The organism is Gardnerella lacydonensis (assembly GCF_048545055.1).
In the GTDB taxonomy this organism is placed as follows: Bacteria; Actinomycetota; Actinomycetes; order Actinomycetales; family Bifidobacteriaceae; genus Bifidobacterium; species Bifidobacterium vaginale_C.
Genome location: NZ_JBKQXT010000002.1, coordinates 128,230 through 143,156 on the forward strand (window position 1 = coordinate 128,230; position 14,927 = coordinate 143,156).

Consider the following 14,927-nt stretch of genomic DNA (forward strand, 5'->3'; position numbering starts at 1 on the left):
AACACATGCTATTAAACGTATGTATTTTGTTAATATGCAAGCTAGCGTGATTCTAATCTTTTTAGGATTTTGCGCATGTTTGCAAGTTTACGTCTGTTGGCATTTAACCACATTCGTAGGATATATGGCAATAAAATAGGCTTAAAATATCTGAAAAATCATGTAAATATGCAATGTAAATATGCAATGTGTTGTTTAGACTCACCACATCTTTGTTTGACTTGTGAATCGGATACGATTGTGTTTGCCGTTGACTTTATGGTTGCGAAAGTTGCAGCTAGATAAAGCGACGAGCTGTAAAACAGAATAAATATAAATTAAATATAAATAATGTATCTAATTACAATCCAGAAAGGTTTGTTGGATGGATAACAAAGAACCCAAAGATGGCGCGTACAATAACGACGCGACCGATAAATTCTATGGGCAAGAAAACGCAGAACAATCGCAATTTAGTTCTAGTACAGATGCTTCGCTTAACGCTGCGTCTAAAAGGGGATATAAAACTAATAAGCGTGGTTTAGGAAAATTCTGGCTTGTTTCTGTAGCAATCGTAGTAATTGCAGTGGTTAGCGCTATTATTGCAACGTTTACAGGTCCGCAAAAAAATCCTGCAAGTCAAACATCCTCTACACAAGTGTCAAATAAAACTGTGTCAATTGGACTAAAACTTGCTCCTACAAATCTTGATATTCGTAATCAATCTGGCTCTTCCTTAGAACAGTTGTTGATTGGAAACGTGTATGAAGGTCTTGTAGCTAGAAATACTAAAAATAAGGTTGTTCCATCACTTGCAAAGAGTTGGGAAATTAGCAAAGATGGCTTAAAGTACACGTTCCACATGCGTAAGGGAGTCGTGTTTTCTAACAAGCACAAGCTTACGGCTAAAGATGCTGAGTGGTCTTTTAACGAGCTTGTTGCAAAGAAGTATCGCGGATCAAACATGGTTGGAAAAGTTGAATCCGCTAAAGCTAAGGATGATTACACGTTTGAAATCAAGCTTAAAGAACCAAACGCAAAACTTTTGTGGGCATTGTGCTCTAGAGCTGGATTAGTCTTCGATAAGCTTGCGAATTATGATGCTAAAACTCAAGCTGTTGGATCTGGCCCGTATTTGGTAGAAAAGTTTGTACCGAATGACCGCGTTGTGTTAAAGGCAAATCCATGCTACAAGGGTATTAATAAGCCTAGAACATCAAAAGTTGTTGTTCGCTACTTTGTGGATGATGTTGCTGCTGTAGATGCTCTTTCTTCTGGAGCTGTTCAAGCTTTGGCGCCTATTTCCGGTCAGCTTGCTAAGACTTTTAAAGCGGATACAAAGCGCTATGTGGTTAAAGCTGGAAACAGCACCGATAAATTTGTGCTTGCTATGAACATGAATGGTGAACGAACTAAAGATAAGCGCGTGCGCCAAGCGATTCGATATGCGATTGACCATAAGCAAATTATTGCTTCACGCGGAGGCACGGATGCTTTGTTGGGTGGTCCAATTCCTTCTCTTGACCCAGGTTATGAGGATTTGACTAATATTTACACTCATGATGTTAAGCGCGCTAAGTCATTGATGAAGGAAGCTGGTTTTAGTGAATCAAATCCTTTGCATCTTTCACTTACGTACCCGAATATTTATGGAACGCAACTTGGTGACCAGTTGAGGTCTCAGCTAAAGCAGATTGGCATTGATCTGAAGGTAAACATTGTTGAGTTTACTACTTGGCTTCACGACGTTTATAACAATAAAAACTACGATTTGTCTATGGTAGATCACAATGAAAGCCATGATTTTGGACAGTGGGCAGATCCTAAATATTACTACGGTTACAACAATAAGCAGGTTCAGGATTTGTATGCTAAGGCAATGCTTTGTGCGAATACTAAGGAGTCTAATAAGCTTCTTGCTAAGGCTGCGAGAATCGTTAGCAAGGATGCTCCTGCGGATTGGTTGCTTAATTATAAGGTTGTTACAGCTAAGGTAAAGAATCTTGAAGGTATGCCTTTTGACATTAATCAAGTTCTTTTGCCGCTATACAACTTGCGACTTAAGTGATTTGCTCTAGACTTAGCTGATTTGCTCTGAAAAATTGCCCGCGTTTGTTTCTTTTTTCTTGCTTTTGTTTACGTTTTGGCTCATTTGGTAAACAAAAGCAGTAAAACTTTCCCGCGTTTGTTTCCCCAATCGACCAAAAAGGGAACAAATGCGGAAAACACTAGATTAAGTAAGGGGTTTGTATGAAGCGCATGATTCTTCGACGCATCGCGTTGTTTTTTGTAGCGCTGCTATTTATTTCTGCAATCGTATTTCTTGCTCTTAGAGTTTTACCTGGAGACGTTGCTCAAGTTATGGCTGGCTTAAATGCGCCAGATGGCAAAGTTGAGCAATTAAGACGCGATTTAGGATTAAACAAGCCCCTTTTTGTTCAATATTTAGAGTGGATTTTTGGCGTTTTTAGAGGCGATTTTGGTGTTTCAATGCTTACGGGTCGCTCCGTTGCATCCACTATTGCCATGCGTGCTAGTATAACTTTTCCACTTATTTTCCTTGGACTTTTAATTGCGCTCGCAATTGGTATTCCTCTGGGATGCTTGCAAGTTTTGCATTCTGGTAAGGCTTCGCAAGTAGTCGCAAGGTTTTGTGCTATTACAGCAGGATCTGTTCCAGCTCTTTGGGGTGGAATGATTTTAATCATGATTTTTGGCAAGGGCATTGGTTTGGTGGAGTTTTTCCCTACTCAAGGTTTTCCAACAGACGGCTGGCGAGATTTTGGTAGCGCATTTTTGTCTTTGATTCTTCCAGCGCTAACAGTTGGCATTATTGTTGGATCTGGTTTTATGCGTTACACTGCAGCATCATTAGAGCAGATTTCTAATAGTGACATTGCTTTGCAAGCTATGGCTTGTGGAATGACTAAAAAGCAAATGATTTGGCGAGTTGGCTTGCGATTAGCGTTGCCGCAGCTTGTATCTGTAATCGGCTTGACTTTTGCGCATATGATTATGGGCGTAATGGTTATTGAAAATCTGTTTTCGCTTCCTGGAATGGGTATGGGTCTTGTGAGAGATGTTGGTTTGCGAGATCTTATATCTGTTCAAGGCAATCTTTTTATGCTTTCTGCATTGTTCTTGCTTGTTGGTTTTGCGATTGACGTGTTGCATCGTTTGCTGGATTCAAGACTTAGCCAAGATTCGAGTAGTGAATGATTCGAGCAGTGATTCAAGTGGGGAGTGCTTCAAACAATGATTAAGTTTTTAAGACGCATTTGGCACGGAGTTACTGGAAAATTCGTTTGCATTATTTTGTGCTTGTGGATTTTTGTAGCTGCTCTTTCTTTTGTGTGGACGCCTTATTCTCTTCTAGAAACAAACGGCTACCAGGTATGGCAAAAGCCTTCGCTAAAGCATTGGCTTGGCACAGATGGCACGGGTGCAGATATGCTTAGTTGGCTTATGGCTGGTTCTAGAGTAGAGATTTTGCTTGTTATTTCAACGGTTGCGATTGCAAGCGTTGTTGGGTTTGTGATTTTGAGTTTTACGATTTGCCGCGTTCAAAAAATTCGTTCCGTAAGTATTATGGCAGTAGACGCTTTAATTTCCATTCCTACAGTTTTGATCGCGCTTATGCTTGCTGTGCCTCTTGGAGCATCCGTTCTTGTAATTATGCTTGCATGCGGATTTGGATATGGCTTAAATCTTGCTCGTATTTTGCGACCAAGTGCTGTTCTTGTTCTTAAGTCCAACTATGTTGATTGCGCGATTTCTAATGGAGCTAGCAGAAGTTACGTTCTACTAAAGCATGTTCTCCCTAATATTTTGCCTATTGCTTCCGTTCAGCTTTCGCTTTCGGCAGGAACTGTTATTTTAGCGGAAAGCGGATTGACTTATTTAGGTGTTGGTGTTCCTTCGGGAGTGCCGAGTTGGGGTCGTGTTCTTTCTACTTCGGTTACTTTGATTCATGTTTATCCGCTTGCGGCTTTATGGCCTGGTCTTGTTGTCACTTTAACAGTTTTGGCTCTTAATCTTTTGGGTGATGTTTTAAGAAGTGTTACAAATCCAGCAAATAGGGAGTCTAAGAATGAGTCTTGATGTAAAAGGATTATCTCTTAGCATTGGATCTTCGCGCATTTTAAGTGATGTTTCACTTAACGTTAAAGATGGCGAGCGCGTTGGGTTAGTTGGATCTTCTGGCTCTGGTAAATCAATGCTTTTAAGAGCTGCGATTGGCTTAGTTCCTTCTAATTGCAAAATCACTGGCTCTTGCCATGTTGGCAATGCCCAAACTGTTGGCGCTAACGATTCTGCGCTTGCGCGCATTCGTGGCAAGTATGTTGGCGTTGTTTTTCAGCAAGCGGATCGTGCTCTTAACCCTATTATGAATGTTAGCGAGCAAATCGCGTTACCTCTTAGGCTTCATTACAATTTAGACGAAGACGATATTCAAAATCGCGTTAAAGTTATGCTTGAAAAAGTTGGTTTAAACGCAAATATTTTAAATAAGCGCACTTTTGAGCTTTCGGGCGGTCAAATGCAACGAGTTGGGATTGCTACAGCTCTTATAACTTGCCCTAAGTTGATTCTTGCGGATGAGCCGACTACTGCTCTTGATTCTGTTACACAAAAAGATGTTGTGAATATGCTCACTTCTTTAGTTGATAATATGGGCGCTTCAATGCTTTTTGTTACTCACGATTTTTCGGTTCTTTCTCGCACTGCTACTCGTTGCTATGTTTTGGATTCTGGGCGATTAGTCGATAGCGCGCGTGTTGGTGAATTGCTAGAAAATCCTAAGGTTCGCTCTACTAAACAGCTTGTTCTTGCGGCGCGCGCTTTAAGTCTTAGTAAAAATGATTTAAGTCTTAGTAAAAATGATTTGAATTTTGATAAGAATAATTCAAGTTTTGATAGTAAAAGCGATTTAAATAAGAATGATTTAAATAAAAATAATTCTTCTAAAGATGATTGCATTTTTAAAGCTAAAAACGTTCACGTTGTTTTAGGAAGCTCAAAGACCCGCGTTGAAGCATTAAAAGGCGTGGACTTTAATCTTAAAGTTGGCGAATCTTTAGCTTTAATTGGCGGATCGGGAAGTGGTAAAACAACTTTGATTCGCTCTTTGCTTGGATTGCAAGAAATAAGCGAAGGAAGAATAGAGTATTGCGGCAAAGTTGTCGAAACTGCTAAAAACGCTAAAAAATCAAGTGTAAAAGACTCTGCTTACGCAAATATGAGAAGACAATGTTCGCTTGTATTTCAGCATCCTTTTGCGGCTTTAGATCCGCGTTGGACAGTTAGAAAAAGCGTTGCTGAACCGCTTGAAATATGGCGTAAAAACATGAGTTCTGACTCAAATATTGTTGATTCACGTGATGTTGATTCACATGCTATTGACTCTAAAGTAGATGATGTTTTGAATTTAGTTGGATTAAATCCTAATGTTTTTGGCAAAAGATACCCTTGCGAGCTTTCGGGCGGACAAGCTCAATGCGTTGCGATTGCTAGAGCGCTAATCAATAATCCTAAAGTTTTGGTTGCGGATGAGCCAATGAGCGCAATCGATGTTGCTGAACGTACAAGAATCTTAGATGCTTTTAATGTGATTCGCGCAAATCGCCCTAATATGGCATGCGTATTCGTTAGCCATGATCTTGGTATGATTCAGCATTTAGCGTCTAGTGTTGTTGTTCTAAAAGATGGCGTTGTTGTTGAATCGGGGCGTGTAAATCAAATTTTGACTAATCCAAAACATAGTTACACGCGTGAACTTATTGATGCTGCTACTTTGTAAGTCTGTATATTCTGTATATGTAAGTCTTATAAGTTAATAAGTCAATAAAAAATATTTTTAAATTCGCATTTATGTGTGTTTGGCAAGAATAGCGTCTAATATTATTTAGTAATCGTTATTTACGCATATATTTTGCGCATGAATATAAGTTAGGAAAGATAAAATGAGCGAAAATCAAAACAATCAGCCGACTCCTCGTCCAGAAAGCTTTGAGCTTGACCACACTAAAGTTAAGGCTCCATATGTTCGCTATATTGACACTCAAAAAGGCCCGAATGGAGATGTTATTTCTAACTACGATATTCGCTTAACTCAGCCTAACCAAGAGGCTATTCCTACGGGCGCTTTGCATACGATTGAGCACACTATTGCTGTTCTTTTGCGTCAGCGTATTGAAGGCTACATTGACTGCTCTCCATTTGGTTGCCGCACAGGATTCCATCTTTTAACTTGGGGCACTCATAGCACGGAAGATGTTGCGCGCGCGTTGAAGGAATCGCTTGAATTTATTGCGTATAAAGCTACTTGGGATGATGTTCCAGCTACAACTATTGAGTCTTGCGGAAACTACCGAGATCATAGCTTGTTCGGAGCGCGTCAATGGTGTAAAGATATTTTAGATAAGGGCATTAGTTCCGATCCTTTTGAACGCAAGATTGTGTGATTCGTTTCGTTCGATTGTGTAAGACTTTGCTTGTGTAAGACTGTAAAATCGCTATATTCTAAGCATAGGGGGGTGTATGTGTGATATAAGATTGAGGAAAGCAACTCTTAGCGATCTAAAAGATATTGAAAATATTTATGAGAGAGCAAGAGTATTTATGGCAAATAATGGTAATCCTCATCAATGGGGAGATCGTTTTCCTCTGACGTCTAGTGTTATAGAAGATATTCGTTTGAATCGTTTTAATCTTCTTGTAGACACGGATCCAGACTTTGGCGATGAGCGCATTTTGGCGCAATTTGCACTGTGCGAGGGGCTTGATGAAGTCTATGCAAAGATCGACGGAGCGTGGCTAGATGACGTTTTGCCATACGTTACAATCCATCGACTTGCATCTTCGGGAGTTAGACCAAAAATGGCAAGCGAGTGTTTAAAATGGGCTAAACTCAACTACTCTAATGTTAGAATCGACACTCATCCCGACAACTTGATTATGCAAAAAGTTATTTTGCGAGAAGGCTTTAGCAAGTGTGGTCTTGTTGTAATTCCAGATCGCGCACATAGCGCAACTAGAATCGCGTATCAATGGTTGCGCTCGCATAATCATGTAATACGGTATTAAATACGGTATTAGCTGTATCAAAACGTAAGTCAAAATTAGTTGCATATATAGTAGATATAAAAAAATAAAGTAAAAACTAAAAGTAAAGGCGTGAGATATGTGTAAAAATTCGAGTATACAAACGATTTTGCAAGAAAACTATGCTCGCGCCTTGAGTACATACCCAGGGCAGGTAATCGTTGATTTAAAAGCGCTAAGAGATAATATGAGAACGCTTGTTGAGCGTGTTTCTAAAGATTTGCAGCCTGGGCAAAAGTCGCCAGCAGTTATGGGAGTTGTTAAAGCAGACGCTTATGGTCACGGGCTTATTCCTAGTGCGCTTGCAGCTTTAGCAGGAGGAGCAACTTGGCTTGGCACAGCTCAGCCTTATGAGGCTTTGCGACTTCGCACATGTGGAATTGACTCAAGCAGATGCCGTATTCTTACATGGCTTACTAGTGCTCCAACGTCTCTTTTTGCTGATTTAATAAACGCAGATATTGATATTTCTGTTGGATCTCTTGATTCCATTGACGCTGTTGCGCTCGCTGCTAAATCGGTTGGTGCCGCTGCACGCGTGCACGTTAAGGTAGATACGGGATTCGGCAGAAACGGTTTTACGCCTGCAGGTTTTAATGCTGCTTTAGAAAAACTTAGTGAATATTCTAGCCAGGGATTAATCGAAGTTATTGGTCAATGGAGTCACTTGGCTGTTGCTGATTGCCCAGACGTTCCAGAGTTTGTGGCGTCTACAGATAGGCAGATTGAGCAATTCCACGATTTTACTCGAAGAATGCGCGAAGCTGGGTTGGAGTCTAAAATCCGACATTTAGCTAATACAGCTGCAACTCTTAACAGGCCAGAGATACGATTTGAGCTTGTTCGCCCAGGAATTGGATTATATGGATACGAGCCAGACCCTGTTATGGGAGCGCCTCAAACTTACGACTTGCGCCCAGCTATGACTTTACAAGCGCAATTAGGAACAGTTAAATCTGTAGAAGCAGGTCACGGCATTTCGTACGGCCGCACGTATTTAACGCCAGATAATACAAGCACAGCAATCGTTCCACTTGGCTATGCGGATGGCATTTTGCGCGCCGCTAGCGGATTTGATATGCAAGGATCTCGGCATGTTGATAAGCCTGGAGGACCCGTGCGCGTGGAAACTAATAACGGTGCTAGGATTTTGCACGTTTCGGGGCGCGTTTGCATGGATCAATTTATTGTTGACTTAAAAGGCAGCGCTAAAGAGCTTGGGGTTAAAGAAGGAGATACAGTCAGGCTTTTTGGTCCAGGCAGGGGTCTTGAATATGCGGAACCGACGGCAGACGATTGGGCAGCAGCTGCAGGAACAATAAGCTACGAGATTATGACTGGCATAGGTCCTAGAGTTCCTCGATTGTATAAGAATGCTTACGAAGTTTTGCCTGAAAAAGACATAAAAATGTTGGATGAAAAAAGCTTGATTTAGCGATCTTGCGATTTGCTACTTGTGATTTAGAAGAAGAGGTTTTTAATGTGTGATGAGGTGATTGCTTCCGATAACGAAGTTGTTGGCGAATACAGTTTGCACGATACTGAGAGATGGGCTAGCGAGCCTCATCACACGCGCGCTCGCACACCGTTTGAGCGAGACAGAGCAAGAATAATCCACTCTTCAGCGCTTAGAAGGCTTGGTGCTAAAAGTCAAGTACTTGTAGCAGGCTCCGACGATTTTGCTCGCACGCGTTTAACACATACGTTGGAAGTTGCGCAAATTGGTCGCCAGATTGCTGCGATGCTTGGCGCGGATCCAGACGTTGTAGATTGCGCTTGCTTAGCTCACGACTTAGGTCATCCTCCTTTTGGTCACAATGGCGAGCGTGCGCTTGCTCAAATCGCAAGCAATATTGGTGGTTTTGAAGGAAATGCTCAAACTCTTAGACTTTTAACGCGTTTAGAGCCTAAAGTTTTTAGAGAAAATGGAGCTAGCGCAGGCGTAAATCTTACGCGAGCAAGCTTGGATGCTGCTGTTAAATATCCTTGGGGTTTTGATGAAGCAAAAGCGCACGATAAAGGCGAGCGTGATCTAAAATTCTGCGTTTACCCAGACGATAGAGAAGTTTTTGATTGGCTAAAAAGTGGCTCTCCACGCGAATCGAAGCCTATGGAGTGCCAAATTATGGATCTTTCCGACGATATTGCATACAGTGTTCACGATATTGAAGATGCGATTGTGACTGGCGCTTTTAACACGGAGCTTGTTTGGGATTCAAGCGTTGCAGATCAAATTGTTCAAGAAGCTCATAATTGGTACGGTAGCCAGTGGGATGCGGATAGTCTTTTGGCAGCTTTTAAGCGTTTGCGTGCTCTTAACATGTTCCCTGATTCTTTTGACGGCTCTAGAAGGTCGCTCGCTCATTTAAAGAATATTACGAGTGCTTTAATCGGAAGGTTTGCAAGTTCTGTTGAGCGAGCAACTCGAGAAAAATATGGGAACGGCGCTTTAATTCGCTACCGCGCAAACGTTGTGATTCCGCCAGAAACATCTTACGAGATAATCGTTCTTAAAAGCTTGGCTGTGCATTTTATAATCCAACCTAGAGAGCGCGAGTTTTATAGGCGTGAGCAAAAGATTCTAACGGATTTGGTAGAGGTGTTTATGAGCAAGTCTCCGCGAGCACACGATGCTATGGAATCTGTGTTTATAAGCGATTGGAATGCTTGCTCTAGCGATGACGAGCGTTTAAGAGTTGCGATTGATCAAGTTGCAAGTCTTACAGATGGATCTGCTACAGCTCTTCATGCCGCTTTGTGTTAAATCAACTCTTTCTAGTATAGAGTGTCTATAGCCTCCGGCTTGCGATAAGCTAGAGACTATGGCTGGAATGATTGTAAAAGAAGACGTTGAGCGTGTGCGCGCTGCTGCAGATTTGTACGATATTGTGTCTGCAACTGTTACGCTTAAGCCTTCTGGAACGGGTACTTTTGTAGGGCTTTGCCCGTTTCACGATGAAAAAACGCCTAGTTTTAGCGTTCGTCCAAGCTTAGGTGTCTGGCATTGCTTTGGTTGTGGTGCTGGCGGAGATGTTTTTAAGTATGTTGAGCAAAAAGAAAACATTGATTTTCGCGAGGCAGTAGAACTGTTGGCAGATCGATACCATGTTGAAGTTCATTATGACCAGTCGCAAGCTGGTAAAGATAGTGCTCACGCAGGTTCAAAGCGTGCTCGTCTTATAGAAGCAAATGAGGAAGCTCAGCGTTTTTTCGTGTCCCAAATCAACTCTAAAGAAGCAGCTCCAGCTCGTAGTTTGCTTGCTGGACGTAATTTTACTCAAGCTCAATGTGAACGTTTTGGTTGCGGATATGCGCCGAATAGTTGGGATACTCTAGTTAGATATTTGTCTAATAAAGGCTTTACTCGTCAAGAATTATTGGATGCAGGTTTAGCGCGCCAAGGTCAGCGCGGAATTTACGATTATTTTCGCGGCAGATTAACGTGGCCTATTCGCGATTCTACAGGCAGAACTTTGGGTTTTGGTGCTAGAAAGCTTTACGATGACGATTCTATTAGCGCAAAATACATTAACACTCCAGACACTGTGTTGTATAGAAAAACGCAAGTTCTTTATGGAATTGACATTGCTAAGTCGAATATTGTTAAAAAGCGTCAAGTTGTGATTGTGGAAGGCTATACGGATGTTATGGCTTGCCATTTAGCTGGTGTAGATACTGCTGTTGCAACTTGTGGAACGGCTTTTGGCGCGGAGCATGCGAAGATTATTCGCCGTCTTATTGCAGACGATTCTTTGGGAGCGATTCAGCTTGTAGGACCTGTAAAAGTAGAGGGTCAGCAAGTTAGTTCTCGTATTGTTTTTACTTTTGATGGGGATGCGGCTGGCCAGAAAGCTGCGTTGCATGCTTTTGGCTTAGATTCAGCGTTTTTGACACAGACTTTTGTTGCTGTTGCAGATAACAATTTAGACCCTTGCGATTTGCGTATTCAAAGGGGAGACGAGGCTGTTCGTTCTTTGATTTCGCGCGCTAATCCTCTTTACGATTTTGTAATTGACACTGTTATTCGTAAGTTTGACACGACTTTTGCAACAGGTCAGATGGGGGCTGTTAAGGCGGTTGCTCCTCTTGTTGCGCAAATTCGAGACAGGTCTTTGTTGGACTTGTATACTAGGAAAGCCGTTAGAAATATTGGTGTTGATCTAGACGTTATGCGTAGGGAAGTGGAGTCTGCTAGAAGGCGATTGCACGTTGTAGACGATGATGCTTATTCTAAAGGTTATTCTTTTGGCGTTTCTTCGGATTCTCGCGTGTTTGATCAGCGTTCGCAGAGTATGAATGAAGCTGCTATAAAAACCGCTATGTCTAGGAGTGCGTACAAAAATCAAAGCTATTATAAGGTTGACGATTCTGTGTTTATGTGTGAGCAGCAATTTATGGCTGTTCTTATGCAATCTCCTTTAGCGTTTAACAGTCAGCTTTTTGCGCAGCTTACTTTGAATAATTTTATTACGCCAGTTTTTAGAACGCTTTTTCAGGCTTTTGTGGCAGCTGGGGGATTGCCTACTTCAAATGCAAGTCAAGGATTGTGGCTTCATATTATAACTAAAGCTGCTGGTCCAATGCTAGAAGGCGTTATTAACGAGCTTTCTGTAATGCCTCTTCCATTGTCTTTTAATAAGGGCTTAAGTGGGGCTTCTTCGCTTAACTCGTCGGCTGCTTACGACTATGGTGGCGAAGGCACTAAAGGCGGACCATCTGATCTTTTGCGCGTTCCTAGTGAAGAAGAGCAAAAATATGCAAACGAGTTGCTTATTAAACTTCTAGACGTTGGTTTTATGCGAAAAATCGGAGCTTTTAAAGTTCGTATGAGTAAGCTTCCTGATGGTCAAGAAAAGCTTAATCTTTTAGGTCAAATCACTAAAATGGAAAGCGCTCGAAAAAACCTTCAGTCGCAAATTCTATAAGATGTATCAGTATTGTATTTACATCTTAATGCTGTTTACTTTGCTTTTTAACGTTTCTTATTTTTATATTTTGGTATGTATTTGTGGAATGCTTGGAGTGTATGTGATGAAATAATCCACACTGCAGATTTAACTGCAATGTGGATTATTAAATTAATAAATTAACAATATTTTATTATTAATCAAGTTGCTCTCTGTATATAGCGCTTGCTATAGAACACGTTGGATCTATAAATGGAATCAGAGTGGATTGGAAAGCATGATAAGCGTCTGATTTTCCTGGCCATACAGTATTTAAAACATTGTTTTTATCATCGAGTTGATGGAACCACGAACCGTTAGCATGATCAATGACTGAGTGGTCTAGATATTTGCAGAATTCTTTATACCAAGTAGCATATTGCTTATTTTTAGTGATTCTGTAAAGTGTTGATGATGTATTAATGGCTTCTGCTAGTGTCCAATGCATACGGTCGTGGACTATAGGCTTTCCATTCCAGTCTGTTGTGTATACGATACCTGGTTGTCCGTCAGCATTCCATCCATCTTTTAATGCTTGGTTAAACAAATTTTCTGCAGCGTTTAATGCTTCTCTTCGCTGTTTGCAATCTTCCTTATAGTAACTGTATGCCCATTGGAGTATTAATCTTGACCATTCGATTCCATGACCTGGTGTTGCGCCGTATGGTTTAAATTGGTCATCTTTTTTGTCTTTATTATATTCTAAGTCTGCTTGCCATTGATCGTTGAAATGTTCTGGTATTCGCCAATTATTGTTAGATGCCCAATTGATTACGTGGTTGATTATTCGCTTTGCTCGTTCTCTATATTTTTCATCTCCTGTGCTATCAGCTACTGCAAGAAATGCTTCTGTTGTATGCATGTTTGCATTAAGCCCGCGATAAGAATCAAGCTTATTGAAGCTTGTATCCCATGTATCTACTGTTAAACCTATTTCATTATTCCAGAAGTATTTATCGAATACTTTTAATGCATCTTCTAATAATTGTTTTGCGCGTTCATGTCCTGCTAGTAGTGCGCTTGATGCGGCTAGTATAACGAATGCGTGAGTGTAACAAATTTTGTCTTTTTCAGGTTCTTTGTTCCAACTTACTTGTGGATACCATCCTCCGTGTTCGTTGTCGTGTAAAGGACCTAATAGTCCGTCGAGTCCGCGTTCAACAAGTTGATTCGCTTTTGTGTATCCTAACATTTCTCCTATTGAGTAAACGTGAGTCATTCGTGCTGTAATCCATGTTTGTACTCCGCGTGTTTTATCTAGTGATCCGTCTGTGTTGAGCCATCCCGACCCTCCTATTGGTGCTGGGAAGTTTTTTGCGAAATCAAGTAATTGTTTTGTTTGTTCTGCCATGAATATTCTGTTGGCTTGTGTGCCAAACGCATATTTAGTTGTTTCAAAATCTTGCATTATTGTCCTTTCGTAGATTGTAATTTTAAAATTGAATCAACAGAGTCATGTGTTATTTAAATCTGTTGACGAGAGTTTAAAATTTTTAGATTTTTATGTTGAATCCGTAATAATTAAGCAGAAGTTCGCAGAACATCATATTTGCCCAAGAGAACCATGGTCTTGTGAATTGTGTAGAATCGTCCACATTTATTCCCTCATGCATCATATGCGTGCCAGCATCTATGTTTACAAGCGTATTGAGGATTTGTTCTTTTTCTTGTTTATTGTTTGTTGTTAATCCCTGTATACATAATGCGATTGGCCATATGTAGTTTTTAGGTGTATGGTTGGATCCTATGCCTTGTGCTAAAGATCCTCGGTAGTAGTATGGATTTTCTTCGCTTAGAATTGTTTCTCGAGTAGCCAAATAGGTTGGATCGTCAATAGCACAATATCCAAGATATGGCGCCGATAATAAACTAGGAACGTTGCTATCATCCATTATTAATTTATTTCCTAGTCCGTCTACTTCGTAGGCCCAGATTTCTTTTCCTTCTGTATTGGTGCATTTTCCGTATTCTATTAATCCTTTTCGAATATCGTTACATAATTTTTCTGCCTTCTGCTTGAGATCTTTATTAGGTATTACATAGGTAAAAATCTTTTGTAAATAGTCGAGTATTACTGTTGCAAACATGTTTGCTGGTACTAGATAGTGGTATGTGCATGCATCATCGCTTGGACGGAATCCAGACCACACCATTCCAGTATTTTTTATTGCTGTTCCGCGCCCATTGTTGATTAATGATTCTGTAGGTATGTCGCAGTTTCGTGTAAAGAAATATGGCGAATTTGCATGGTCTTGTTCAGCTTGAAGTGTATTTAAGATCGTTTTTGCTGCTTGAATGAATGATGAATCAAAATGATCTGTACGGTTTGTATTAAGATAAAAAAGCCATGCTAATTGTATTGGGTAGCATAAAGAGTCCAACTCAAATTTTCTTTCCCAAACCCATGCTGATGAAAAGTCGGATTTGTCACTAGCGTCCCAATGTGCTCCGTTTGGTTCTTCGTTGAAAGCATTGGCATACGGGTCTATGTTTATATAAATGAATTGTTGTCTTAAAACGCCTGCTATTGTGTTTGCAATGTTGGGGTCGTTTTTCGCTAAAAGAAGGTAGGGGCGTATTTGTGCGCTTGAATCGCGTAGCCACATTGCTGGTATATCTCCTGTTATAACAAATGTGGTGTTGTTTTCGTGAGTGTTCAATGTGCGAATCCATGTATTAGTTATTGCACATTCAAATGTTTCCGCCCATTTTTTATTTTTAATCCCACAGCATTCGTATATTTTGCCTATCAATCCTTTTATTGATATGGGAAGCGTGTTATTAGGTGTGCAGTTGTTTTGAATAAGTTCCATGTTCAGCCCTTCAATTTAAAGATCGAGATGTAACCCGTATTTTTGTAATTACATATGCTTATTTTCTTTGTGTTATCTCTTCAAT

The 14,927-nt window shown here is 40.7% G+C and carries 11 protein-coding genes; 9 read left to right on the forward strand and 2 right to left on the reverse strand.

All coding sequences use genetic code 11. The features are described 5' to 3' along the window. Window positions 1-364 precede the first annotated feature (364 nt). The 9 genes from ACJV45_RS02575 (at window position 365) to dnaG (ending at window position 12,008) form a co-directional block, all read left to right on the forward strand. Window positions 365-2,047, forward strand: coding sequence for an ABC transporter substrate-binding protein (locus ACJV45_RS02575; protein WP_004120831.1), 1,683 nt, complete (start codon window positions 365-367; stop codon window positions 2,045-2,047). A 182-nt stretch (window positions 2,048-2,229) separates the two neighbouring features. Beyond that, window positions 2,230-3,198, forward strand: coding sequence for an ABC transporter permease (locus tag ACJV45_RS02580; protein ID WP_004120828.1), 969 nt, complete (start codon window positions 2,230-2,232; stop codon window positions 3,196-3,198). A 36-nt stretch (window positions 3,199-3,234) separates the two neighbouring features. Beyond that, window positions 3,235-4,080, forward strand: a complete 846-nt coding sequence (locus tag ACJV45_RS02585) for an ABC transporter permease (protein WP_004120825.1) — start codon at window positions 3,235-3,237, stop codon at window positions 4,078-4,080. Continuing rightward, window positions 4,070-5,779 (forward strand): ABC transporter ATP-binding protein, encoded by a 1,710-nt coding sequence (locus tag ACJV45_RS02590; protein WP_419397587.1) that lies wholly within the window; start codon window positions 4,070-4,072, stop codon window positions 5,777-5,779. The genes ACJV45_RS02585 and ACJV45_RS02590 overlap by 11 nt, the downstream gene beginning before the upstream one ends. 163 nt (window positions 5,780-5,942) lie before the next feature. Then, window positions 5,943-6,443 carry an S-ribosylhomocysteine lyase gene (locus ACJV45_RS02595; protein ID WP_004126097.1) on the forward strand — a complete coding sequence of 167 codons (501 nt, stop codon included), beginning with the start codon at window positions 5,943-5,945 and terminating at the stop codon, window positions 6,441-6,443. A 76-nt stretch (window positions 6,444-6,519) separates the two neighbouring features. Beyond that, complete coding sequence (locus ACJV45_RS02600; RefSeq protein ID WP_004120817.1) at window positions 6,520-7,065, forward strand: histone acetyltransferase; 546 nt, start codon at window positions 6,520-6,522, stop codon at window positions 7,063-7,065. Between the two features lie 97 nt (window positions 7,066-7,162). Then, window positions 7,163-8,518 carry an alanine racemase gene (gene alr, locus ACJV45_RS02605; protein WP_419397588.1) on the forward strand — a complete coding sequence of 452 codons (1,356 nt, stop codon included), beginning with the start codon at window positions 7,163-7,165 and terminating at the stop codon, window positions 8,516-8,518. 45 nt (window positions 8,519-8,563) lie between these two features. Further along, window positions 8,564-9,847 (forward strand): deoxyguanosinetriphosphate triphosphohydrolase, encoded by a 1,284-nt coding sequence (locus ACJV45_RS02610; RefSeq protein WP_004120812.1) that lies wholly within the window; start codon window positions 8,564-8,566, stop codon window positions 9,845-9,847. A gap of 58 nt (window positions 9,848-9,905) precedes the next feature. After that, complete coding sequence (dnaG, locus tag ACJV45_RS02615) at window positions 9,906-12,008, forward strand: DNA primase (RefSeq protein WP_419397589.1); 2,103 nt, start codon at window positions 9,906-9,908, stop codon at window positions 12,006-12,008. A 178-nt stretch (window positions 12,009-12,186) separates the two neighbouring features. Here dnaG and ACJV45_RS02620 read toward each other — a convergent pair whose 3' ends face one another. Further along, complete coding sequence (locus ACJV45_RS02620; protein ID WP_419397590.1) at window positions 12,187-13,437, reverse strand: AGE family epimerase/isomerase; 1,251 nt, start codon at window positions 13,435-13,437, stop codon at window positions 12,187-12,189. Window positions 13,438-13,522: 85 nt separating this feature from the next. Continuing rightward, complete coding sequence (locus tag ACJV45_RS02625; protein WP_419397591.1) at window positions 13,523-14,842, reverse strand: glycoside hydrolase family 125 protein; 1,320 nt, start codon at window positions 14,840-14,842, stop codon at window positions 13,523-13,525. Between the last annotated feature and the right edge of the window lie 85 nt (window positions 14,843-14,927).

Coding starts and splice junctions, on each gene's coding strand:
- dnaG (WP_419397589.1), top strand. CDS start 9,906: ATGGCTGGAATGATTGTAAAAGAAGACGTTGAGCGTGTGCGCGCTGCT.
- ACJV45_RS02575 (WP_004120831.1), top strand. CDS start 365: ATGGATAACAAAGAACCCAAAGATGGCGCGTACAATAACGACGCGACC.
- ACJV45_RS02610 (WP_004120812.1), top strand. CDS start 8,564: ATGTGTGATGAGGTGATTGCTTCCGATAACGAAGTTGTTGGCGAATAC.
- ACJV45_RS02580 (WP_004120828.1), top strand. CDS start 2,230: ATGAAGCGCATGATTCTTCGACGCATCGCGTTGTTTTTTGTAGCGCTG.
- alr (WP_419397588.1), top strand. CDS start 7,163: ATGTGTAAAAATTCGAGTATACAAACGATTTTGCAAGAAAACTATGCT.
- ACJV45_RS02595 (WP_004126097.1), top strand. CDS start 5,943: ATGAGCGAAAATCAAAACAATCAGCCGACTCCTCGTCCAGAAAGCTTT.
- ACJV45_RS02620 (WP_419397590.1), bottom strand. CDS start 13,437: ATGCAAGATTTTGAAACAACTAAATATGCGTTTGGCACACAAGCCAAC.
- ACJV45_RS02600 (WP_004120817.1), top strand. CDS start 6,520: ATGTGTGATATAAGATTGAGGAAAGCAACTCTTAGCGATCTAAAAGAT.
- ACJV45_RS02625 (WP_419397591.1), bottom strand. CDS start 14,842: ATGGAACTTATTCAAAACAACTGCACACCTAATAACACGCTTCCCATA.
- ACJV45_RS02585 (WP_004120825.1), top strand. CDS start 3,235: ATGATTAAGTTTTTAAGACGCATTTGGCACGGAGTTACTGGAAAATTC.
- ACJV45_RS02590 (WP_419397587.1), top strand. CDS start 4,070: ATGAGTCTTGATGTAAAAGGATTATCTCTTAGCATTGGATCTTCGCGC.